General features: G+C 70.4%; 19 protein-coding genes. 2 read left to right on the forward strand and 17 right to left on the reverse strand.

The genetic code is table 11. The features are described from left to right. The first annotated feature begins 34 nt into the window (after positions 1 to 34). Positions 35 to 1,189, forward strand: coding sequence for a mechanosensitive ion channel domain-containing protein (locus tag ACFYOY_RS10670; protein ID WP_351895164.1), 1,155 nt, complete (start codon positions 35 to 37; stop codon positions 1,187 to 1,189). Positions 1,190 to 1,205: 16 nt separating this feature from the next. Here ACFYOY_RS10670 and ACFYOY_RS10675 read toward each other — a convergent pair whose 3' ends face one another. The 4 genes from ACFYOY_RS10675 to ACFYOY_RS10690 form a co-directional block, all read right to left on the reverse strand. Beyond that, entirely contained in the window at positions 1,206 to 1,658 is a 453-nt protein-coding gene (locus ACFYOY_RS10675) for a GNAT family N-acetyltransferase (RefSeq protein ID WP_351894727.1), read from the reverse strand. Between the two features lie 8 nt (positions 1,659 to 1,666). Beyond that, positions 1,667 to 2,608: an RluA family pseudouridine synthase gene (locus ACFYOY_RS10680; RefSeq protein WP_059143467.1), complete on the reverse strand. Its 942-nt coding sequence runs from the start codon at positions 2,606 to 2,608 to the stop codon at positions 1,667 to 1,669. A 104-nt stretch (positions 2,609 to 2,712) separates the two neighbouring features. Next, positions 2,713 to 3,300, reverse strand: coding sequence for a signal peptidase II (gene lspA, locus ACFYOY_RS10685; protein ID WP_351894716.1), 588 nt, complete (start codon positions 3,298 to 3,300; stop codon positions 2,713 to 2,715). A gap of 71 nt (positions 3,301 to 3,371) precedes the next feature. Further along, positions 3,372 to 4,208: a TraR/DksA C4-type zinc finger protein gene (locus ACFYOY_RS10690; protein WP_388586059.1), complete on the reverse strand. Its 837-nt coding sequence runs from the start codon at positions 4,206 to 4,208 to the stop codon at positions 3,372 to 3,374. A 598-nt stretch (positions 4,209 to 4,806) separates the two neighbouring features. On the opposite strand from ACFYOY_RS10690, the gene ileS reads away from it, so the two are divergent. Beyond that, positions 4,807 to 7,944 (forward strand): isoleucine--tRNA ligase, encoded by a 3,138-nt coding sequence (ileS, locus tag ACFYOY_RS10695; RefSeq protein WP_351894704.1) that lies wholly within the window; start codon positions 4,807 to 4,809, stop codon positions 7,942 to 7,944. A 277-nt stretch (positions 7,945 to 8,221) separates the two neighbouring features. Here ileS and ACFYOY_RS10700 read toward each other — a convergent pair whose 3' ends face one another. The 13 genes from ACFYOY_RS10700 to ACFYOY_RS10760 all read right to left on the reverse strand — a co-directional run bounded on the left by ACFYOY_RS10700 (position 8,222) and on the right by ACFYOY_RS10760 (position 22,798). Further along, the gene (locus tag ACFYOY_RS10700) at positions 8,222 to 9,412 is read right to left on the reverse strand and encodes a DivIVA domain-containing protein (protein WP_351894697.1); all 1,191 of its coding nucleotides are present in this window, start codon (positions 9,410 to 9,412) and stop codon (positions 8,222 to 8,224) included. A 49-nt stretch (positions 9,413 to 9,461) separates the two neighbouring features. Next, a complete protein-coding gene (locus tag ACFYOY_RS10705; protein ID WP_014060001.1) occupies positions 9,462 to 9,758 on the reverse strand; it encodes a YggT family protein in 297 nt (98 codons plus the stop codon). Between the two features lie 82 nt (positions 9,759 to 9,840). After that, the gene (locus ACFYOY_RS10710; protein ID WP_014060002.1) at positions 9,841 to 10,461 is read right to left on the reverse strand and encodes a cell division protein SepF; all 621 of its coding nucleotides are present in this window, start codon (positions 10,459 to 10,461) and stop codon (positions 9,841 to 9,843) included. 123 nt (positions 10,462 to 10,584) lie between these two features. After that, on the reverse strand, positions 10,585 to 11,304 hold the full coding sequence (locus ACFYOY_RS10715) for a YggS family pyridoxal phosphate-dependent enzyme (RefSeq protein WP_388586062.1): 720 nt from the start codon (positions 11,302 to 11,304) through the stop codon (positions 10,585 to 10,587). Between the two features lie 3 nt (positions 11,305 to 11,307). Next, positions 11,308 to 12,048: a peptidoglycan editing factor PgeF gene (pgeF, locus tag ACFYOY_RS10720; protein WP_351894684.1), complete on the reverse strand. Its 741-nt coding sequence runs from the start codon at positions 12,046 to 12,048 to the stop codon at positions 11,308 to 11,310. A gap of 43 nt (positions 12,049 to 12,091) precedes the next feature. Continuing rightward, on the reverse strand, positions 12,092 to 13,327 hold the full coding sequence (gene ftsZ / locus ACFYOY_RS10725; RefSeq protein ID WP_351894680.1) for a cell division protein FtsZ: 1,236 nt from the start codon (positions 13,325 to 13,327) through the stop codon (positions 12,092 to 12,094). Between the two features lie 276 nt (positions 13,328 to 13,603). Further along, complete coding sequence (locus ACFYOY_RS10730; protein WP_351894674.1) at positions 13,604 to 14,401, reverse strand: FtsQ-type POTRA domain-containing protein; 798 nt, start codon at positions 14,399 to 14,401, stop codon at positions 13,604 to 13,606. A gap of 13 nt (positions 14,402 to 14,414) precedes the next feature. Then, entirely contained in the window at positions 14,415 to 15,509 is a 1,095-nt protein-coding gene (murG, locus tag ACFYOY_RS10735; protein WP_093461098.1) for an undecaprenyldiphospho-muramoylpentapeptide beta-N-acetylglucosaminyltransferase, read from the reverse strand. 6 nt (positions 15,510 to 15,515) lie between these two features. After that, complete coding sequence (ftsW, locus tag ACFYOY_RS10740) at positions 15,516 to 16,967, reverse strand: putative lipid II flippase FtsW (RefSeq protein WP_351894665.1); 1,452 nt, start codon at positions 16,965 to 16,967, stop codon at positions 15,516 to 15,518. Positions 16,968 to 17,023: 56 nt separating this feature from the next. Continuing rightward, positions 17,024 to 18,475 (reverse strand): UDP-N-acetylmuramoyl-L-alanine--D-glutamate ligase, encoded by a 1,452-nt coding sequence (gene murD / locus ACFYOY_RS10745; protein ID WP_351894660.1) that lies wholly within the window; start codon positions 18,473 to 18,475, stop codon positions 17,024 to 17,026. Further along, positions 18,472 to 19,539 (reverse strand): phospho-N-acetylmuramoyl-pentapeptide-transferase, encoded by a 1,068-nt coding sequence (gene mraY, locus ACFYOY_RS10750; RefSeq protein ID WP_086884991.1) that lies wholly within the window; start codon positions 19,537 to 19,539, stop codon positions 18,472 to 18,474. Before mraY ends, murD begins: the two co-directional genes overlap by 4 nt. Then, positions 19,536 to 20,975 (reverse strand): UDP-N-acetylmuramoyl-tripeptide--D-alanyl-D-alanine ligase, encoded by a 1,440-nt coding sequence (murF, locus tag ACFYOY_RS10755; protein WP_388586067.1) that lies wholly within the window; start codon positions 20,973 to 20,975, stop codon positions 19,536 to 19,538. The genes mraY and murF overlap by 4 nt, the downstream gene beginning before the upstream one ends. 62 nt (positions 20,976 to 21,037) lie before the next feature. Beyond that, entirely contained in the window at positions 21,038 to 22,798 is a 1,761-nt protein-coding gene (locus tag ACFYOY_RS10760) for a UDP-N-acetylmuramoyl-L-alanyl-D-glutamate--2,6-diaminopimelate ligase (protein ID WP_388586070.1), read from the reverse strand. Between the last annotated feature and the right edge of the window lie 3 nt (positions 22,799 to 22,801).

Consider the following 22,801-nt stretch of genomic DNA (forward strand, 5'->3'; position numbering starts at 1 on the left):
GAGTCTCCCTGAGGGAAGGATGAGGTAGGTGTCCATGGAGGACGTGCTGCGTCCGCTCGTCGTCATCGGCGGCTCACTGGCCATCACGCTGTTCATCGGCTGGGCCGTCGACTGGCTGCTGCGGAGGGTCGATGCCCGGCACCCCGAGACCCCCTTGTGGGGCCATCTGCGCCGCTGCCGGCTTCCGCTGCAGGTGACCGTGTGCACGGCGCTGCTGAGCGGTTCGTACGACAAGGCGCAGGCGAGGGTCGTCCAGGAGCACGAGTCGGCGATCGGCCGGCTGCTCGCGCTGGTGCTGATCGCGGCGACGGCGTGGCTCGTGGTGCGGGTCTCGTCGGCCGTCGTGGAGTCCTCCTACTTCCGCTACGCCTCCAGCGCGCACGATGCCGCGCGGGTGCGCCGGGTGCGCACCCAGGTGACGCTGATCCAACGGGTGGTGGCCGCGATCGTCGGCGTGGTGGCGGTCTCCGCCATGCTGCTGACCTTCCCTGCGATGCGCACGGTCGGCACCTCCATGCTGGCCTCCGCCGGGATCCTCGGTGTGGTCGCCGGTGTCGCCGCCCAGTCCACCCTGGGGAACCTCTTCGCGGGGCTGCAGATCGCCTTCGGCGACATGGTGCGGATCGGCGACACGGTGGTCGTGGACGGCGAGTGGGGCACGGTCGAGGAGATCACGCTGACCTTCCTGTCCGTACGGACCTGGGACGAGCGCCGGATCACCATGCCGGTGTCGTACTTCACCAACAAGCCGTTCGAGAACTGGTCGCGGGGCGGCACCCAGAAGGTGGCCACCGTCCTCTTCCACCTCGACCACACGGCGCCGATCGAGGAGATGCGCGAGCGGCTGCGCGAGATCGTGCAGAAGTCCCCGGCCTGGGACGGCCGGGACTGGAACCTGGTGGTGACGGACACCACTCCGAGCACCATCGTGGTGCGGGCGCTGATCACGGCGCGGGACCCGGACGACGCCTGGACCGTGCGCTGTGAGGTGCGCGAGAAGATGATCACGTGGCTGCGGGACGCCCATCCCCACGCCCTGCCGCGCATCGCCACCGCCCCGGCGGCCCAGCCCCCGCTGGCACGGCTGGAGCGCGAGCGGGCCCGTGAGCTCCACGACCGCCACGGCAGTCACGACCGTCTCGCCCGCTTCGAGGACGGGCTCCGTAAGGACACCCCGCACACACGGTGAGGGCACCGTCGGACCGCTACAGCGGCCGTCGCATCGCGCGGTGGGGGATGCCGCTGCCCTCGTCGAACTCGGGACCGAACGCCTCGTAGCCGAGCCGCTCGTAGAAGCCGAGCGCATGGGTCTGGGCCTCCAGATAGACCACGGCCAGACCGCGCCGGTGGGCCTCCGCCTCGACGGCCCGGACCAGGTCGGCCCCCAGCCCGGTGCCCCGCGCCGCCTTGGCCACCGCGAGGCGGCCGAGAACGGCGGTGGTGGCGCCGTCGACACCGGCGTGGGCGTACTTCTTGTCCGCGGCGGCGCCGTGCAGAAAGCGCACGGTGCCCACCGGGCGGCCCTCGCCGTCGGTGGCCAGGAGGTGGACGGCGTGCGCGTCGTACGCGTCCATCTCCTCCTCCTCGGGGATCCGCTGCTCCACCACGAAGACCTCCCGGCGGACCGCGAAGCAGCCGGACAGGTCCCCGTCGGTCACGACCTCGATCACGCGCTCTCGGCCCTCACGATGTCCAGCGCCCCGCGCAGATCGTCCGGGTAGGCGCTCTCGAACTCGACCCACTGGCCGTGGGCGGGGTGCTCGAAGCCGAGCCGCATGGCGTGCAGCCACTGCCGGGTCAGCTTGAGCCGCTTGGCGAGCGTCGGGTCCGCGCCGTAGGTGAGGTCGCCGACGCAGGGGTGACGGTGGGCCGCCATATGCACCCGGATCTGGTGGGTGCGGCCGGTCTCCAGCTTGATGTCCAGCAGGCTCGCGGCCCGGAACGCCTCGATGAGGTCGTAGTGGGTGACGCTCGGCTTGCCGTCCGCCGTCACCGCCCACTTGTAGTCGTGCTGCGGATGGCGCCCGATCGGGGCGTCGATGGTGCCGCTCAGCGGGTCCGGGTGGCCCTGGACCAGCGCGTGGTAGCGCTTGTCCACGGTGCGCTCGCGGAAGGCCTGCTTGAGCACGGAGTACGCGAGCTCGGACTTGGCGACGACCATGAGCCCGGAGGTGCCGACGTCCAGCCGGTGCACGATCCCCTGGCGCTCGGCGGCGCCCGAGGTGGAGACGCGGAAACCGGCGGCCGCGAGCCCGCCGATCACGGTGGGTCCGGTCCAGCCGGGGCTGGGGTGGGCGGCGACGCCGACCGGCTTGGAGACGACCACGATGTCCTCGTCGTCGTGCACGATCTCCATGCCCTCGACGGGCTCGGCGACGACCCGCACCGGCGGCGCGGCCTGCGGCATCTCGACCTCGAGCCAGGCACCCCCGGAGACCCGGTCGGACTTCCCGGCGACGCTGCCGTCGAGCTGCACCTTTCCGGCGGCGGCCAGCTCGGCCGCCTTGGTCCGGGAGAAGCCGAACATGCGGGCGATAGCGGCGTCGACGCGCTCACCCTCCAGACCGTCCGGTACGGGCAGGGTGCGGATCTCGGGAATCGTACTCACCCGACGAGTATGCCGGACCGGAAGCACCGGTTCGTACGCCCGTCGGATACCGGCCGCCCGGGGCCCCAGCCCCTTCCCGGGGCCGTAGGGGCGTCAGGCCCTGGTCAGTCCTTGTGGACCGTGCCGTCCGGGTCCAGACCGCGGAAGGACAGGATCACGATCAGGAAGCCGCCGCAGACGATGGCCGAGTCGGCGAGGTTGAATACCGCGAAGTGGGAGGGCGCGATGAAGTCCACGACCGCCCCCTGGAAGTCCCCGGGCGCCCGGAAGATCCGGTCGGTGAGATTGCCGAAGGCCCCGCCGAGCAGCAGACCGAGCGCGATGGCCCAGGGCAGGCTGTGGAGCTTGCGGGCCAGCCGCGCGATCACCACGATGACGCCGACCGCGATCACCGTGAAGACGATGGTCATGGCCTCGCCGAAGCCGAAGGCCGCCCCCCGGTTGCGGATCACCTCGAACTGCAGCCAGGTGCCGATCACCTCGACCGGAGCGTGGTGCTCCAGCTTCGCGACCACGGCCAGCTTGCTGACCAGATCGATCAGATAGGCCAGCGCCGCGACCGTAAGGAGCACGCCGACGCGCCGCTTCCCCCTGCCCGCCGCGGCCTCATCGGTTCCGGCAGCGCTGGTCCCGGCACCCTCCTCTGCCTTCCCCGCATCCGGCGTACCGATGGCCTGCTCCGCCTCTGTCACGTGAGTCCCTCAACTCGTCCGGGCCAGTCTCCCCCTGTGAGGGACGAGGGTACGGCACATGCGTACGGGCGTCAGCGCCGCTCCTGGCGCTGCTTGCACTCGACGCACAGCGTGGCCCTGGGGAACGCCTGCATCCGGGCCTTGCCGATCGGATTGCCGCAGTTCTCGCACAGCCCGTACGTGCCGGTGTCCAGCCGCTCCAGGGCGCGCTCGGTCTGCAGCAGCATCTCGCGGGCGTTTCCGGCCAGGGCCATCTCATGCTCGCGGGTGATGTTCTTGGTGCCGGTGTCGGCCTGGTCGTCACCGGCACCGTCACCGGAGTCGCGCATCAGCCCGGTGATCGCCTGCTCGGAGGCGAGGATCTCGGTACGCAGCCGGCCGGCCTCGGTCAGCAGTCCGGCGCGCGCCTCGTCCACCTCCTCGGCGGACCAGGGATCCTCGCCCGGTCGGACCGCGAGCTCGCTGGGGTCGGCGGGCGCGCCCGCCGCACGGGCCTTGGGCAAGGGGGGTGCCGTCGTCGTGGCCTTCTTGTCGGTCGGCGCACCACCCGGAGTCTTCTTCGCAACCACTTTTCTGGCTCCCGTCTTCTTCGCGGGCACCGCCTCATCGGCGGGCGCGGCCTTTCTGGCCGTGGTCTTACCGGCCGTGGCCCCGGCCACGGTCTCCTCGGCCACGCCGTCCTCGGCCGGCGTGGCCGTCCTTGCGGATGCGTGCTTCCTGGTGGGCGTCTCCGAGTTCTTCCCCCGGGCGCTCTTCCTGGCCGCCTTGGCGGCGCCTTGCGCGGCGGCTCCGGCGGGCGCCGCGGTCTTGTTGTTGACGGCCTTCTTGCCCGAGGCGCTCTTCTTGCCGGGCGCGGCCTTCGTCGCCTTCGCCGTGCTCTTCTGCACGGCGGTCTTTCTCGCCACCATGGCCGCGGCCCCTTCACATATTGTGATCTTGCGCGCGAATCGTTCCGGAACGATAAATCGACTCCGGGCGGGCAGCAACGGGGCACGCCGCCCGATTCGCCCGGCTTGCCCGTACGACAACCCGGTCCCCACCTTTGTGCCCCACTCCGCGTCCGGTAATCCGTCCGGAATCCGGTACCCACCGGTGACCCAGCGTGACCACCGTGGCCACAGCACCCGGCGTGCCGCCATTCGGGTCAATCCCCGGAGCCGGCCGTCCCCCACTCGGCGCAGCGCCATATTCGGTCGGCCCCGGTCCCCTCGGCCCCGTACACTGGGGCGCAGCGAGAGGCGTGGATGGGGACGAGTAGCGTCGTAGGCGGCCCAGAGCGACCCGGGGACGGTGTGAGCCCGGGGGCGAGCGCGATGCGAAGGATCACCCCGGAGCCGCCGGAAGAACGCCCGCACTGGGTCAGTAGAACCGGCATCGCGATCCCAATGAGGGGGCCGGGAGCCGACCAGCTGCCGGTCAAGGAGGGTGGTACCGCGGGAGCGCACGGCTCTCGTCCCTCCGACGGAAACGGAAGAGCACGTGTCCGCCGGAGGAAGAAGAGCCCCGATGACGCCGCAGTACCGCCAGGTGCCCGCCCAGGTCGACCTGCCCGCCCTCGAGCACGCCGTGCTCGACTTCTGGCGGGAGAACAAGATCTTCGCCCGTAGCCTCGAGCAGTCCGAGGGACGGCCCGAGTGGGTCTTCTACGAGGGCCCCCCGACCGCGAACGGCATGCCGGGCGCCCACCACATCGAGGCCCGCGTCTTCAAGGACGTCTTCCCGCGCTTCCGCACCATGCGGGGCTACCACGTCGACCGTAAGGCGGGCTGGGACTGCCACGGCCTGCCGGTCGAGCTGGCGGTCGAGAAGGAGCTGGGCTTCAACGGCAAGAAGGACATCGAGGCGTACGGCATCGCCGAGTTCAACGCCAAGTGCCGGGAGTCCGTCACCCGGCACACCGACGCCTTCGCCGAGCTCACCACGCGGATGGGCTTCTGGACCGACCTCGACGGCGCGTACTGGACCATGAACCCCGGCTATATCGAGTCGGTGTGGTGGTCCCTGAAGGAGATCTTCAACAAGGGGCTGCTGGTCCAGGACCACCGGGTCGCCCCCTGGTGCCCGCGCTGCGGCACCGGGCTGTCCGACCACGAGCTGGCCCAGGGCTATGAGACGGTCGTCGACCCCTCGGTCTTCGTCCGCTTCCCGCTGACCTCGGGCCCGCTGGCGGGCGAGGCGGCGCTGCTGGTGTGGACGACCACACCGTGGACCCTGGTCTCCAACACCGCCGTGGCCGCGCATCCGGAGGTGCGCTATGTGGTCGCCACCAACGGTGAGGAGAAGCTGGTCGTCGCCGAGCCGCTGGTCGGGCAGGCGCTCGGCGAGGGCTGGACCGTCAGCGGGGAGTCCTTCACCGGGGCCGAGATGGAGCGCTGGACCTATCGGCGCCCCTTCGAGCTGGTGGAGATCCCCGACGCGCACTTCGTCGTCAACGCCGAGTATGTGACGACCGAGGACGGCACCGGTCTGGTCCACCAGTCCCCCGCCTTCGGCGAGGACGACCTGCTGACCTGCCGTGCCTACGGTCTGCCGGTGGTCAACCCGGTCCGCCCCGACGGCACCTTCGAGGAGGGTCTGGACCTGATCGGCGGCCAGTTCTTCAAGAAGGCCGACGAGGCGCTCACGGCGGACCTCAAGGAGCGCGGGCTGCTGTTCCGGCATGTGCCGTACGAGCACAGCTACCCGCACTGCTGGCGCTGCCACACCGCGCTGCTCTACTACGCCCAGCCGTCCTGGTACATCCGCACCACGGCGATCAAGGACGCGCTGCTGCGGGAGAACGAGAGGACCAACTGGTATCCCGAGTCGGTCAAGACCGGTCGCTATGGCGACTGGCTCAATAACAACATCGACTGGGCGCTGTCGCGCAATCGCTACTGGGGCACCCCGCTGCCCATCTGGCGCTGCGCCGAGTCCCATCTCACCTGCGTCGGCTCCCTCGCCGAGCTCTCCGAGCTGACCGGCACCGACCAGAGCGGTCTGGACCCGCACCGGCCCTACATCGACGACGTCACCTTCACCTGCACCGCCGACGGCTGCTCGCTGACGGCCGAGCGGGTGCCCGAGGTCATCGACGCCTGGTACGACTCGGGCTCGATGCCGTTCGCGCAGTACGGCTACCCGTACCGGAACAAGGAGCTCTTCGAGAGCCGCTACCCGGCGCAGTTCATCTCCGAGGCCATCGACCAGACCCGCGGCTGGTTCTACACGCTGATGGCGGTCGGCACGCTCGTCTTCGACAAGTCCTCGTACGAGAACGTGGTCTGCCTCGGTCACATCCTGGCCGAGGACGGCCGCAAGATGTCCAAGCACCTGGGCAACATCCTTCAGCCGATCCCGCTGATGGATCAGCACGGCGCCGACGCGGTCCGCTGGTTCATGGCCGCGGGCGGCTCGCCGTGGGCGGCCCGGCGGGTGGGCCACGGCACCATCCAGGAGGTCGTGCGCAAGACGCTGCTCACCTACTGGAACACGGTCGCCTTCCAGGCGCTGTACGCCCGCACCTCGGGCTGGGCGCCGTCCGCGGCCGACCCGGCCCCGGCCGAGCGGCCGCTGCTGGACCGCTGGCTGCTGGGCGAGCTGGGCACGCTCACCGAGCAGGTCACCGAGTCCCTGGAGGCGTACGACACCCAGCGCGCCGGAAAGCTGCTGTCGGCCTTCGTCGACGATCTGTCCAACTGGTACGTGCGCCGCTCCCGCCGCCGCTTCTGGCAGGGCGACGCCGCCGCGCTGCGCACCCTGCACGATGTCATCGAGACGGTCACCCGGCTGATGGCGCCCCTGGTGCCCTTCATCACCGAGCGGGTCTGGCAGGACCTGGTCGTCCCGGTGGTCCCGGAGGCCCCCGCGTCCGTGCACCTGACCACCTGGCCGGAGCCGGACCGGTCGATGATCGACCCGGCACTCTCGGCGCAGATGGCGCTGGTGCGGCGCCTGGTGGAGCTGGGGCGCGCGACCCGCGCGGAGTCCGGTGTGAAGACGCGCCAGCCGCTCTCGCGCGCGCTGGTCGCGGCGGCCGGCTTCGAAACCCTCGGCGCCGAGCTGCGCGCCCAGATCGAGGAGGAGCTGAACGTCTCCTCGCTCGCGTCGCTGAGCGAGGTCGGCGGCTCGCTGGTCGACACGACCGCGAAGGCCAACTTCCGCGCCCTGGGCAAGCGGTTCGGCAAGGGCACCCAGCCGGTCGCCAAGGCGATCGCGGAGGCGGACGCGGCCGCGCTGTCGGTCGCGTTGCGCGAGGGGAACGCGTCGGTCGTGGTTGACGGCGAGACGGTAGCCCTCTCCCCCGACGAGGTCATCATCACCGAGACCCCGCGCGAGGGCTGGTCGGTCGCCTCCGACGCGGGCGCCACGGTCGCCCTCGACCTGGAGATCACCCCGGAGCTGCGCCGCGCGGGCCTCGCCCGTGACGCGATCCGGCTGATCCAGGAGGCCCGTAAGAACAGCGGGCTGGATGTGGCCGACCGGATCGCGCTGCGGTGGGAGGCTGCGGACGAGGAGCTGCGGCAGGCGCTCACGGATCACGCGGGCCTGATCGCGGATGAGGTCCTCGCGACCGACTTCGCCGCCGGCGAGGCCGACGCCGCGTACGGCACCCCCTTCGAGGACGCCCCCCTGGGCCTGACCTTCCGCCTCCGCAGGGCGTAACGCTCCGGCGGGGGTTGTGTTTCCCCTCTTCCCGAACGCCGGACGGGCTGATATTCAGCCCGTCCGGCGATGGAGGACACACCCGAAGGGCGCCCGGGGTCCGGGGCGGAGCCCCACGCGCGGCGGAGCCGCATATCGACAGGAGCCGGGAAGGGGCGGGTAGGGGAAAGCCCTCCGGCGGCACCCCACCCGCACAGCAAAGGGCCGGGCCCGGGAGCTCAATGCTCCCGGGCCCGGCCCTTGTGATTGCCGAACGCTCCGCGCTAGACGGCCCGCGTCAGTTGTCGTCCTCGTCGATGAGGAAGCCCCGCATCGGGCTAGGCGCCTGCTGCATCGGCTGCGGACTCTGCGGCCGCACCGGTGCCATCGGCTGGGTCATCGCGGGAGACATCTGCTGCTGCCCACCGTAGGACGGCGCTGCGCCGTTCTGGTTGTGGCCGCCCATGGTCTGGTTGCCACCCATGGTGTGGCCGCCCATCGAGCCGGCGCCGGCCGAGGCCATGGAGCCGCTCATCGACGGGGACGGCGGCAGCGAGGCGGTCGCCGGGGTGCGCGGCGGGGCGAGCGAGTCGTCGGCCTGGTTCTCCAGCTGGCGCAGCTGGCTCTCCAGGTACGACTTCAGCCGGGTGCGGTACTCGCGCTCGAAGCCGCGCAGGTCCTCGACCTTGCGCTCGAGCGTGGCACGAGCGGACTCCAAGGAGCCCATCGCGACACGGTGCTTCTCCTGCGCGTCCCGCTCCAGCGCGTCGGCCTTGGCGCGGGCGTCCCGCTCCAGGCCCTCGGCGCGGCTACGGGCCTCGCCGACGATCTTGTTGGCCTCGGAACGGGCCTCCGCGATCGCCTGGTCGGCCGTCTGCTGCGCGAGCGAGAGCACGCGCGCGGCGCTGTCGCCGCCCGGGCCCTGCCCCGGCTGGGGCAGCTGCGGGCCACCGGGGCCGCCAGGACCACCGGGACCGCCCATCGGCCCACCCATGGGACCGCCGGGACCCATCGGGCCGTTCTGCCCCATCGGACCGTTCTGACCCATGGGGCCGGGTCCGCCCTGCTGCATCGGGCCAGGCCCGCCCTGCTGCATCGGACCGGGTCCGCCCTGCTGCATCGGTCCGGGGCCGTTCTGGCCCATCGGACCCGCCGGCAGCTGCGGGGCTCCGCCCGGGAGTTGGGGCGGACCACCCATCTGCTGCTGGCCGGGCGGCACCGGCTGCGGTCCGGATATGGCGGCGGGCACAGGTGCGCCGGGCCTCTCCTGCTGTTCGGGAGGCTTGCGCATACCTTGTTGCTGACTCTGGGCGGCGGCACGGGTCGCCGCGGCCAGCTTGGCGCGCAGGTCCTCGTTCTCCCGTAGCAGCCGGGTCAGTTCGGCTTCGACCTCGTCGAGGAAGGCATCGACCTCGTCCTCGTCATAGCCTTCTCGGAGGCGGACGGTCGTGAACTGCTTGTTCCGCACGTCCTCGGGGGTCAACGGCATCTCTACTTCACCTCAACGTAGTCGTCGGCAATCGGCAAGACCGTATCGTTCACACCCTGCTCGCAAAATTGCTCACGACGGTGATCAGGATCCAGACGATGATCATCAGCACGAAGAAGGACAGGTCGAGCGCCACACCCCCGAGACGCAGCGGCGGAATGAACCGCCGCAGCAGCTTGAGTGGCGGATCGGTGACAGTGTAGGTGGCCTCGAGGATGACCACCATCGCCCTACCGGGTTGCCACGAGCGCGCGAACTGGAAGACATAGTCCATCACGAGCCTGAAGATCAGCACGATCAGGTAGCAGTAGAGCGCGATGTAGATCACCTGTAGTGCGATGCCCATCCCGCGCGTCCCTCTCCCCTGGTTCGTACCCGGCCTTTCGGCCTCGGATGACTCGGTGTTGCCGGTTTGCCGTTTTTGCGTCTCAGCTCTGGTTGAAGAACCCGCCCTCTGCGATACGGGCCTTGTCCTCCGCCGTGACATCGACGTTAGCAGGAGACAACAGGAACACCTTCTGCGTCACCCGCTCAATGCTCCCATGGAGACCGAACACCAGACCGGCGGCAAAGTCGACAAGTCGCTTCGCATCCGTGTCGTCCATCTCCGTCAGATTCATGATCACGGGAGTGCCCTCACGGAAGTGTTCCCCGATAGTACGGGCCTCGTTGTAGGTCCGGGGGTGCAGTGTGGTGATGCGGTACGGCTCCCGCTCGGACACAACCTTGGGCATGATCACTGGCGCGTTCTTCTCCAAGTTCTGACGTTCAGGTGTGATGGACGCCACGGGGGCAATTCGCGCGGGTCGCCCGGTTTCCACCGCAAGAGGAGCCGGTTCACGTTGTGCGGGAGGGTGGACGACTCGCACAGATTCGCCCCTTTCCGGCCGCGGTTCGGTCTCCACTACCTGATGCCGCCGACGGTCCCGCTCCCGTTCGGGCTCCGGCTCGGGCTCGAAGTCGTCGTCGGGGTCGAATCCCCGGCCGTCGTACCCATCGTCCTCCACGAGGCCGAGGTAGACCGCCATCTTGCGCATCGCGCCGGCCATTCTCTGCGTCCTCCGCTCTGTGGTGGATCGGCTCCGCCACCGGATGCCATGGATCCACGTGGCCAGCCCGCCTTTTGACGGGAATGACCATATTTTCTGCTGTGGTCCGACTTCTTCGCGACGTTACCGGAGGCTGGGTCGGACTCCGAGTACCGCAGTGCCGACGCGCACATGTGTCGCTCCCGCCGCCACGGCTTCCTCGAGGTCCGAGCTCATCCCCGCCGAGACCATGTTCGCAGCCGGATGAGCCACGCGCAGGCGGGATGAGATTTCCATCAGCCGGTCGAACGCCGCCCGCGGCCGCCCCTCGTAGGGGCCCGTCAGCGGGGCGACGGTCATCAGTCCGTCGAGCCGGAGTCCTTCGGTCTCGGCCACGGACTCCGCGAGCCGTTCCACTCCGCCCGGTCCCACGCCCCCGCGCGCTCCCCGTTCATCGGAGTCCGCGTCGAGCGCGACCTGAATCAGGACGCCCATCTCCCGCGCGGCCCCCACAGTCGCACGGGAGAGCGCGTCGACCAATCGCTTACGATCGACAGATTGCACCACATCGGCATAACTGGATACGGAACGCACCTTATTGGTCTGCAATTGCCCGACAAAGTGCCAGATCAACGGCAGATCCGCGCATTCCGCGGCTTTGGGGGCGGCTTCCTGATCGCGGTTCTCGGCGACATGCCGTACGCCGAGTTCCGCGAGCAAACGGACATCGCTCGCCGGATAGGTCTTGGTGACCACGATCAGGGTCACCTCTTCGCGCTTGCGACCGGCCTCGGCACAGGCGGCAGAGATACGTTCCGTCACCCGCGCCAGATTCGCGGCCAGTTCCGTCTTGCGATCCGTCACAGCTCAGCCGCCCAACCAGACGTAGCTCGCGAGCCGCCCCGTGGTGTGCTCGCGCCGGTACGAGAAGTGGTCCGCCGACTCCAGGGTGCAGATGTGAGATTGTCCATCCTTCTCGTCCATCCGCACACCGGCACGGGCCAGTTGGGCCCGCACACCGGCCGCCACATCCACCGCCGGGGTACCCCACCGGGTCTCGGCCCACGCCTCCGGCACCGTCTGCGCGACATCGGCGCGCATATCCGCGGGAACCTCGTAGCAGCGGCCGCAGACCGCGGGGCCGGTGCGGGCGACGATCCGGGCGGCCTCGGCGCCTTGTTCGGTCATCGCCTTCACCACCGCCGGGACCACTCCGGCGACCAGTCCCGGCCGGCCCGCGTGGGCGGCGCCGACGATTCCGGCCGCCGGATCGGCCAGCAGCACCGGGGTGCAGTCGGCGGTGAGGACGGCCAAGGCGAGCCCCGGACGCCGCGTCACCACCGCGTCCACCGCCGGAATCTCATCGTCCGACCACGGTCCGTCGACCACCGCGACGTCCCGGCCGTGCACCTGGTTCATCCATACGACGGCCGCCGGATCCAGGCCCATCGCCTTGGCGGCCAGTTCGCGGTTGGTCCGTACGGCCTGCGGGTCGTCGCCGACCGCCCCGCCGAGATTGAGCTCGTCATACGGAGCGGCGCTCACCCCGCCCCACCGGTCGGTGAAGGCGAAGTGCGCGCCGCTCGCGTCGTGCTGTTGCGCTATCACGTCTGATTCACTTCAAAATCGCCGTCGAGCCATGCCGGACGGCTCACTTCAGGAAGTCCGGGACGTCCAGCTCCTCGGCCTGGCTCTCCGGGTAGGGGCGGGCCGGCGGGACCTGGGGGTGCGGAGTGGGAACCGGGGGCGGCGGCACCTCAGCGACCGGGGCCGGGTCCGCCGGGGCGGACTCCTCGTCACGCGGGGTGACGCTGCCGAGCCCGCCGAAGGACGGGCGGCTGTTGTCCTGGCCGGACGGACGGCTTGAGGAGCTGCCGGATCCCTCTTCACGGCTGCCGGCGTAGGAACCCAGCACCTTGTCGCGGTTCTTGGGGGGCGGCTGACCGCCGTCGAAGCCCGCCGCGATCACGGTGACCCGGACCTCGTCGCCGAGCGCGTCGTCGATCACCGCACCGAAGATGATGTTGGCCTCGGGGTGGGCGGCCTCGCTCACCAGCTGGGCGGCCTCGTTGATCTCGAACAGACCGAGGTCGGAACCGCCGGAGATGGAGAGCAGCACGCCCCGGGCGCCGTCGATGGACGCCTCCAGCAGCGGCGAGGAGATCGCCATCTCGGCCGCAGCCACCGCGCGGTCGTCACCGCGAGCTGATCCGATACCCATGAGCGCCGATCCGGCCTCGGACATCACGGACTTGACGTCCGCGAAGTCGAGGTTGATCAGACCCGGGGTGGTGATCAGATCGGTGATGCCCTGAACACCGGACAGCAGCACCTGGTCGGCCGACTTGAACGCGTCGAGCACGCTCACCTGACGGTCCGAAATGGACAGCAGCCGGTCATTCGGGATCACGATGAGGGTGTCGACCTCGTCCCGCAGACCCGCGATGCCGTCCTCGGCCTGATTGGCGCGGCGGCGGCCCTCGAAGGTGAACGGGCGGGTGACCACACCGATCGTCAGGGCGCCCAGCGAACGCGCGATATTGGCGACCACCGGCGCACCGCCGGTGCCCGTGCCACCGCCCTCGCCCGCGGTCACGAAGACCATGTCGGCCCCCTTGAGGACCTCCTCGATCTCCTCGCGGTGGTCCTCGGCGGCCTTACGGCCGACATCCGGGTTGGCGCCGGCTCCAAGGCCCCGGGTGAGCTCACGGCCGACGTCCAGTTTGACGTCCGCGTCACTCATCAGCAGGGCCTGCGCATCGGTGTTGATCGCGATGAACTCGACGCCCTTGAGCCCGACCTCGATCATCCGGTTGATGGCATTCACGCCACCGCCGCCGATGCCGACGACCTTGATGACTGCGAGGTAGTTCTGCGGTGCTGCCACGTCGAAGGCCTCTCGCCTCGAGTTACGTGTCGTCACCCCGCCGTTGCCGCGGTGCGCCGACTGATGCCGAATGGGACGGTTCCGATTGCCGACCCCAACCCTAACGCTGAAGTTTAGGGTTACCAGTGCCTCTGTTTCCCGGACTCTTCGGAACAGGACACTAAGTCGACAAGTGGCGCGCGTTCAATGAACACGCCGAACCTCCCGCTTTTCTTTTCACCCTATGTGATCACCCAGTGGGCTAGCCAACCAGGGTGCTGGCCTGCCGCTATCAGGTCAACTGCGAGACACCGCGGGGGCGCTCGGCGCACTGACGTCGAAGTGGTCCGCGTCCGGCTGCGCTTTCATCAGTGCGGTGAGTGTCTTCGCCTTCGCCTCGCCTCGCTCTCCGCTCCCCCAGGCGATCGTACGTCCTCCGGTCAGCTCCAGTGTGATCGAATCGTACGAGCGGACCCGGAGGGAACGGGTGTCCTGGCGGACCTTCTCGGGGAGTTGGGTGACCACCCGGACCGCCTCGCGGCGCAGTCCGGCGGGTCCGAAATGGCGCGAACTCGGCGACCGGTCCGGCTCCATTTCCAGCAGCGGAACCGCCTTCGGACGCTTGCTCACGGTCGAGAACCGGACTCCCGCTGCGTCCACTTCATGGAACTTCCCGCCCTCTTCGACAATGGCTTCGGGCCTGCGTTCCGTCACTACCAGACTGATGGTGTGCGGCCATGACCGGGATACGTCCACTTTTGCAATCCGCGGCAGCCGCTCGCGCAACCGGTGTTCGATCGCGGCCGTGTCCACCGCGACCATCGGGGTGTTCAGCGGAACGTCGGCGGCGGAGCGCACCTCCTCGGCGGTGAGGACGGTGGTGCCGGCGACCCGCACCCGCTCGGCCCGCAGCCAGCTCGAGCCGTAGAGCAGCCAGACGGCGCCGGCGCCGAGCAGGGTCACCGCCACCGCCGTCACCACCAGGGGGCGGCGGCCGGGCAGCCGGAACCTGCGGCGCGCCCGGAGGAAGCGTGGGGGCGGGCCGGACGGAGTCGTCCCTCGTGCGCCGCGCTCGGCGGTCGACGGTCCGGCCACGCTCCCTGCCTTCTCACGCCTGGCGGCGTGCGCTGATCGCCTCGTACACCATGCCGACCAGCAGCTCGTCGGCGTCCCTGCGGCCGAACTCGGCCGCCCGCCGGGACATCTCGTACAGCCGGTGCGGGTCGCCGAGCACCGGGAGCACATTGCCCTGCACCCACTCGGGGCTCAGCTCGGCGTCGTCGACCAGCAGTCCCCCGCCCTCCTTGACCAGCGGCTGGGCGTTGAGCCGCTGTTCGCCGTTGCCGATCGGCAGGGGGACGTAGGCGGCCGGGAGCCCGACGGCGGACAGTTCGGCGACGGTCATCGCGCCCGCGCGGCAGAGCATCATGTCGGCCGCGGCATACGCGAGGTCCATCCGATCCAGGTACGATACCGGGATGTACGGTGGCATTCCGGGCATGTTGTCCACATGCGGCAATTCGTTTTTCGGACCGACCGCGTGCAGCACCTGGATCCCGGCGCGCTGCAGGAACGGCGCCACCGCCTGGACCACCTCGTTGAGCCGGCGCGCGCCCTGCGAACCGCCGGAGACCAGCAGGGTCGGCAGGTTCTGGTCGAGCCCGAAGGCCGCGCGGGCCTCGGGGCGGACCGCCGCCCGGTCGAGGGTGGCGATGGAGCGGCGCAGCGGGATGCCCACGTAGCGGGCGTTGCGGAGCTTGCTGTCGGGGGTGGAGACCGCCACGTACTTGGCGTAGCGCGAGCCGATCTTGTTGGCGAGCCCGGGACGGGCGTTGGCCTCGTGGACGACGATCGGCACTCCGAGCCGCTTGGCCGCCAGGTATCCGGGCAGGGCCACATAGCCGCCGAAGCCGACGACACAGTCGGCCTTGGTGCGCTCCAGGATCTGCTCGGCGGCCTTGATGGTGCCGCGCAGCCGCCCGGGGACGGTGATCAGTTCGGGGGTGGGCTTACGCGGCAGCGGTACGGCCGGGATGAGCCCGAGTTCATAACCACGCTCCGGTACGAGCCGGGTCTCGAGCCCACGCTCCGTTCCGAGCGCCGTGATCCCCACGGTCGGGTCCTGCCTGCGCAGGGCGTCCGCGAGGGCGAGCGCGGGCTCGATGTGGCCGGCGGTCCCCCCACCGGCGAGTACGACATGCACCGAAATTCACCGCTCTCCGGACGGCCGCCTCTTGACGGGCCGTCGCATCGTCTTCCGTCTCACCCGAGCCAGCTTCTTCCGCAAAGCAGGCTGCCGCATGGCCAGCGCCGCTCGCGCACCGGGCTCAGCCCGTGCGAAGGCGATCAGCAGGCCGACGGCAAACATGGTCGGCAGCAGGGCGGACCCTCCGTAGGAGAACAGCGGGAGCGGAACCCCGGCGATCGGCAGCAGACCGAGCACCGCACCGATATTGACCACGGCCTGGGCCGTGATCCAGGTGGTCACGCCTCCCGCGGCGTACCTCACGAAGGGGTCCTCCGTGCGTCCGGCCACGCGGATACCCGCATAGCCTAGAGCCGCGAAGAGAACGAGAACCGACAGCGTCCCCGCCAGGCCGAGTTCCTCCCCGGTAATGGCGAAGATGAAGTCGGTATGCGGTTCGGGTAGTTCGCCCCATTTCTCCATGCTCGCCCCGAGTCCGGATCCGAACCAGCCGCCGTTGGCGAGCGCGTAGATCCCGTGGACTGCCTGCCAGCACTGATCGTGCGCACCGGGTTCGGTGGCGCCGATACAGGCGAGCCGGGACATCCGGTTGGCGCTGGTCTTGATGAGCAGCATGCCGATGGCCCCGGCGAAGGCGAGGACGCCCACGAAGAGCCGGGTGGGGGCGCCGGCCAGCCAAAGCAGGCCGAAAAGGATCGCCGTGAGAATGATCGCGGTGCCCATGTCCCCGCCCAGCATGATCAGGCCGAGCAGCATGCCGGTCGCGGGCACCAGCGGGACCAGCAGGTGCTTCCACTGGGCCAGCAGCCGCTTGTCCTGTTTGCGGGCGAGAAGATCCGCGCCCCACAGCACGAGCGCCAGCTTGCCGAACTCACTGGGCTGGAGCAGGAACGGGCCGCCGAAGGAGATCCAGTTCTGGTTGCCGTTGACCGCGATGCCCATGCCCGGGACCTGCACCAGACACATCAGAAAGACCGAGACCGCGAGCAGCGGATAGGCGAAGGCGCGGTGCAGTTTGATGGGCATCCGCACGGCGAGCAGCATCAGCGCGCCGCCGAGCACGGCCGCGAAGAGCTGTTTGCGGAAGAAGTACGACGGTGAGAGCCCGGACTGCAGCGCCTTGATCTGGGAGGCGGAGTAGACCATGACCAGACCGAGCACCAGGATCAGCAGCGAGCCGCCGAGCAGCAGGTAGTACGCGGTCAGCGGCCGGTCCCAGGCCCTCCGGAGGCGCTGCTGCAGCCCGCGCAGCGCGTCCAAGGCGTTTCCCCTCGACGGGCGGCGCGGAGGGCGGGAGGCGCCCGCTGTGCCACGCGGGCGGGCCGGGGACGCCGCCCTGCCCTTCGCCCGGACGGCCTCCCGCACCCGGGGGGCGCCGCCCGAGCGCGGCGCGGGGCGGCCGGTGCCGGGGCGGGCCGGCCGGGAGCGCGGGGCGGCGGGCTGGTCAGGCGTCATGTTCTTATCCCCTCCGGTTTCCCCGCGCGGGCGGTCCTCGCCGGGGGACCGGCGGGCTACTGATCGTCCGGCACCCGGCCGGAGGCCAGGGCCTGAACCGCCGCGGCGAAGGCGTCGCCCCGCTTGTTGTAGTTGATGAACATGTCCATCGAGGCACAGGCCGGGGCCATCAGGACGGTATCGCCCGGCCGGGCGAGCCGCGCCGCTTCGCGCACAGCCGCCGCCATCGCCCCAGTGTCGGTCCGGTCGAGGTCCACGACCGGGACATCTGCTGCGTGTCGCGCGAGCGCTTCGCGGATCAGGGCGCGGTCGGCGCCGATCAGCACGACGCCGCGCAGCCGCTTGGCCGCCGTAAGGACGAGCTCGTCGAAGGTGGCCCCCTTGGCGAGGCCGCCCGCGATCCACACGATGTGCTCATAGGCGCCCAACGACGCCTCCGCGGCATGGGTGTTGGTCGCCTTGGAGTCGTCGATATAGGCCACCCCGTCGACGTCCGCCACATGCTCTACCCGGTGCGGATCCGGCCGGAAGGCGCGCAGGCCGTCCCGTACGGCCTTCGGCGGGACGCCGAAGGAGCGGGCCAGCGCCGCCGCCGCGAGGGCGTTGGCGATGTTGTGCGGGGCCGGCGGGTTCACATCGGAGACCTCGGCGAGCTCCTGCGCCTGCTTCTGCCGGTCCGCCACGAAGGCCCGGTCCACGAGGATGTTCTCCACGACGCCGAGCTGGGAGGGGCCGGGGGTGCCGAGGGTGAAGCCGATCGCCCGGCAGCCCTCCTCGACATCGGCCGCGCGCACCAGGTCCTCGGTGGCCGGGTCGGCCACGTTGTAGACGCAGGCCACCTGGTTGCCCTCGTAGATCCGGCCCTTGTCGGCCGCGTACGCCGCCATGGAGCCGTGCCAGTCGAGGTGGTCCGGGGCCAGGTTGAGCACCGCCCCCGAGTGGGCGCGCAGCGAGGGCGCCCAGTGCAGCTGGTAGCTGGAGAGCTCGACGGCCAGTACGTCGTACGGCTCGTCGCCCAGAACGATGTCCAGGAGCGAGACGCCGATGTTGCCGACGGCGGCGGTGCGCAGCCCGGCCGCATCCAGGATGGCGGCCAGCATCCTTACGGTGGTCGTCTTGCCGTTGGTGCCGGTCACCGCGAGCCACGGCGGGGCGTCCTCGCCGCGCAGCCGCCACGCCAGCTCCACATCGCCCCAGATGGGCACGTTCGCCTCGGCGGCGGCCAGGAAGAGCGGGCTGGTGGGCTTCCACCCGGGGGTGGTCACGATGAGCTCGGTGGATTCGGGGAGCGTCTCCCCGTCGCCGAGGCGGACCGTGATGCCCAGCGGCTCCAGTTCGGCCGCCTGGGCGCGCTGCGCTTCGCCGTCGCTGCCGTTGACCACGGTCACCGAGGCCCCGAGGCCCCGCAGCGCACGCGCCGCGGGGACCCCGGAGACGCCGAGTCCGGCGACGGTGACCTGCCGTCCGGCGAGGTCGGACACGTCGAGGGCGCCGGCGTCGGATGTCACGAGGCTCGCCACCCCGCGTAGAAGAGGCCGAGGCCGACGATCACGCACATGCCCTGGATGATCCAGAACCGGACCACCACAAGGACTTCGCTCCACCCCTTGAGTTCGAAGTGGTGCTGGAGTGGCGCCATCCGGAAGACCCGTCGCCCGGTCGTCCGGAAGGAGCCGACCTGGATGACCACGGACATGGTGATCAGAACGAACAGGCCGCCGAGGAGGGCCAGCAGCAGCTCCGTACGGGAGCAGATGGCGAGGCCCGCGAGCGCGCCGCCGAGCGCGAGCGAACCGGTGTCCCCCATGAAGATCTTGGCGGGTGAGGTGTTCCACCACAGGAAGCCGAAGCACGCGCCCATCAGGGCGGAGGCGACGACGGCCAGATCGAGCGGATCGCGGACCTCGAAACAGGACGCCGGGTTGGTGAGGGTCTGCGCGTTGGCGCAGGACTCCTGGTACTGCCAGACGCCGATGAAGGTGTAGGCGCCGAAGACCATCACGGAGGCGCCGGTGGCCAGACCGTCGAGACCGTCGGTGAGGTTCACGCCGTTCGACATCGCCAGGATCATGAACAGCGCCCAGATCGCGAAGATCACGGGGCCGAAGGACCAGCCGAAGTCCTGGACGAAGGAGAGCCGGTCGGAGGCGGGGGTCTGCTGGCGCGCGTCGGCGAAGTTCAGCGCGAGGATCGCGAAGGCGATACCGACGATCAGCTGACCGGCCATCTTGGCCTTGGCCCGCAGGCCCAGGCTGCGCTGCTTGACGATCTTGATGTAGTCGTCGAGGAAGCCGACCAGGCCCATACCGGCGAACAGGAAGAGCACCAGCACGCCCGAGAAGGTCGGCTGGCTGCCCGTGATCACCTTCGTCAGGGCGTAGGCGATCAGTGTGGCCAGGATGAAGGAGATACCGCCCATCGTGGGCGTGCCCTTCTTGCTGCCGTGCGTCCGCGGACCATCGTCCCGGATGTACTGGCCATAGCCCTTGCGGGCCAGCAGCTTGATCAGCAGCGGTGTGCCGATCAGGGTCAGAAAGAGCCCGATGGCTCCCGAGAAGAGGATCTGCCTCATGCCCATCGGCCGGAGACCTCACCCTCACCGTCGAGCAATGCCTGCGCAAGCCGCTCCAGGCCGACCGACCTGGATGCCTTCACCAACACGACGTCCCCCGGTCGCAGCTCGCTGCGCAGCAGATCGACCGCTGCCCGCACGTCGGACACGTGCACCGACTCCTCACCCCACGAACCCTCGTTCTTGGCGCCCATGTCCAGCCAGGCGGCCTCCTGGCCGCCGACCGCCACGAGCTTGCTGACGTTGAGCCGGACGGCCAGCCGCCCGACCGCGTCGTGGTCGGCCAGTGACTCCTCGCCCAGCTCGGCCATCGGGCCGAGCACCGCCCACGTACGACGCCCCGGTGTGGCAGCGCCCATGGCGACCAGCGCGCGCAGCGCTGCTCGCATGGACTCGGGGTTCGCGTTGTAGGCGTCGTTGACGACCGTCACGCCGTCCGAGCGCTCGGTGACCTCCATCCGCCAGCGGGAGAGCTGCCCCGCCTCGGAGAGCGCCACGGCGATCTCGTCGACGGACATGCCCAACTCATGGGCGACGGCGGCCGCGGCGAGCGCGTTCGACACGTGGTGCTCACCGTACAGGCGCAAGGTCACTTCGCTGCACCCGGTAGGGGTGTGAAGCGTGAAGGCGGGGCGGCCGCCGTCGGCGAGCCGGACATTCACGGCACGCACATCGGCGTTCTCGGCCTCGCCGAACAGGACGGTACGGGCCTTGGTGCGCGACGCCATGGCGCGCACCAGGGGGTCGTCGGCGTTGAGCACCGCCACCCCGCCCTCCTCGGCGGGCGGCAGGGCCTCCACGAGCTCGCCCTTGGCCTCGGCGATCTGCTCCCGGCCGCCGAACTCTCCGATATGGGCGGTGCCGACGTTGAGCACGAGTCCGATACGGGGCGGGGTGAGGTCCGTCAGGTACCGGATGTGGCCCTTACCGCGGGCCCCCATCTCCAGCACCAGGTGCAGGGTGGCCTCGTCTGCGCTCATCGCGGTGAGCGGCAGGCCGATTTCGTTGTTGAGCGAGCCCGGCGTCCATACGGTGGGGCCTCGGCGCTGGAGCAGCTGGGCGATGAGGTCCTTGGTGCTGGTCTTGCCCGCGGAGCCGGTGAGTGCGACCACGGTGGCGTCCAGACGCTCCACGACGGCGCGCGCGAGCGCCCCCATCGCGGCGATGACATCGGGCACGACGATCGCCGGTACGGGGGCGTCCGCGGTGCCGACGGGGCGGGCGGCCAGGACCGCCGTGGCGCCGGCTTCGATCGCCCTTCGGGCGAAGTCGTGGCCGTCCACGCGCTCCCCGGGGAGCGCGGCGAAGAGGCTGCCGGGCCGCACCTCACGGGAGTCGATCACAACAGGGCCCGTGACCTTCAGGTCCGGGTCCGGTATGTCGTGCGGCTGGCCACCGACTAGGCCGGCGATCTCGGTGAGGGACAGTGCGATCACTGATCACCTCCGGCCGTGCGGGAGAGCTGCCTTGAGGGGGCTGGTGCGCGCATGGCGGTCTGTCATCCCTGGTCGTCTTGGTGATTGTCCCGGTGTTGTGGGCTTGCCTCGGGGCGCGTGGCATCGCGCCTGTGGGCTCGCTCACTGAGCTCGATGGCTTCGCGGAGTACCTGGCGGTCGTCGAAGGCACGGATCACGCCGGCGATGTCCTGGCCCAGTTCGTGGCCCTTGCCGGCCACGATGACGGTGTCACCCGGCTCGGCGCGGGCGACGGCGGCCGCGATGGCGTTGGCCCGGTCCTCCTCGACCAGCACATCACCGCGCTCGTGAGCGGGCACCTCGGCGGCGCCCGCGAGCATGGCGGCGAGGATCGCGAGCGGGTCCTCGGAGCGCGGGTTGTCGGAAGTGAGGACGGCCGTGTCGGAGTACCGGGCCACCGCGGCGCCCATGGGGCCGCGCTTGAGCCGGTCGCGGTCCCCGCCGCAGCCGAGGACGGCGTGCAGCTTGCCGTCGGTCACCTTACGGAGGGCACGCAGCACCGACTCCACGGCGTCGGTCTTGTGGGCGTAGTCGACGACCGCGAGGTAGGGCTGGCCCACGTCGACCCGCTCCAGCCGGCCCGGTACGCCGGGGACGGCGGCGATGCCGTCGGCGGCCGTCTGCGGGTCGATCCCGGCGACGGCGAGGGCGACGACGGCGGCGAGCGCGTTGGCCACGTTGAAGGGGCCCGGGAGGGGCGCGGCGGCCCGTACGGACTCACCGTTCGGGCCGACGGCGGTGAAGGTCGAGCCGAGCGGGCCGACCTCGACGTCCGCGGCGCGCCAGTGGGCGTCGGGGTGGCCCTCGGCGGAGAAGGTGGTGACGGGTACCTCGGACTGCTCGATCAGCCGCCGGCCGTACTCGTCGTCGTAGTTGATCACTCCGGCACGGCTGCGGGCCTTGGTGAACAGCTGGGCCTTGGCCTGGAAGTAGTCCTCCATGCCGGAGTGGAACTCCATGTGCTCCGGGCTGAGGTTGTTGAAGACCGCGACGTCGAAGACGCAGCCGTCGACGCGGCCGAGGACCAGGGCGTGGCTGGAGACCTCCATGACGACCGAGTGGACGTCGCGCTCCCGCATCACCGCGAACAGGGCCTGCAGATCGGTGGCCTCGGGGGTGGTGCGCTCGGACTTGATGCGCTCGTCGCCGATCCGCGTCTCCACGGTGCCGATGAGACCCGTAAGGCCGCCGTCGTGCTTCGCGGCGGCCTTGAGGCCGCCCTCGATGAGATACGCGGTCGTGGTCTTGCCGGAGGTGCCGGTGATGCCGATCTGCAGCAGGTCCGCGCCCGGCTCGCCGTAGATCGTGGCGGCCAGCGCGCCCATCCGGCCGCGCGGGTTGTCCACCGCCAGGACCGGCAGTCCGGTGGCGGCGGCGCGCTCGGCCCCGGCCGGGTCGGTCAGCACCGCGACCGCGCCGAGGTCGGCGGCCTGGGCGGCGAAGTCCGCGCCGTGGAGGCGGGCGCCGGCCAGCGCGGCGTACACATCGCCGGGGCGTACGGCTCGCGAGTCATGGGTGATCCCGGTGGCCGCGGCCCGCTCCGAGGCTTCGGGGGCATCGACGCCCAGCTGATCCGCCAGCTCCGCCAGCGGGATCGGGCGGACCTGGAGAGGGCGGGGCGCTCCCGGGTATTCCACAGAAACGTCCTTCTGAGGGGTTTGGGACTGATCAGCGTGGGGCACGGCGGTGAGCGTACCCGGGACACCCGCTCCCCCGCGAAATGAGGCGGCGAAGCGGGGCCGTACCGGACCGTGGTTCCCGGAGTCCGGCGTGATCGTCGTCACTGC

It is taken from the genome of Streptomyces sp. NPDC007875 (genome assembly GCF_042868035.1).
In the GTDB taxonomy this organism is placed as follows: Bacteria; Actinomycetota; Actinomycetes; order Streptomycetales; family Streptomycetaceae; genus Streptomyces; species Streptomyces antimycoticus.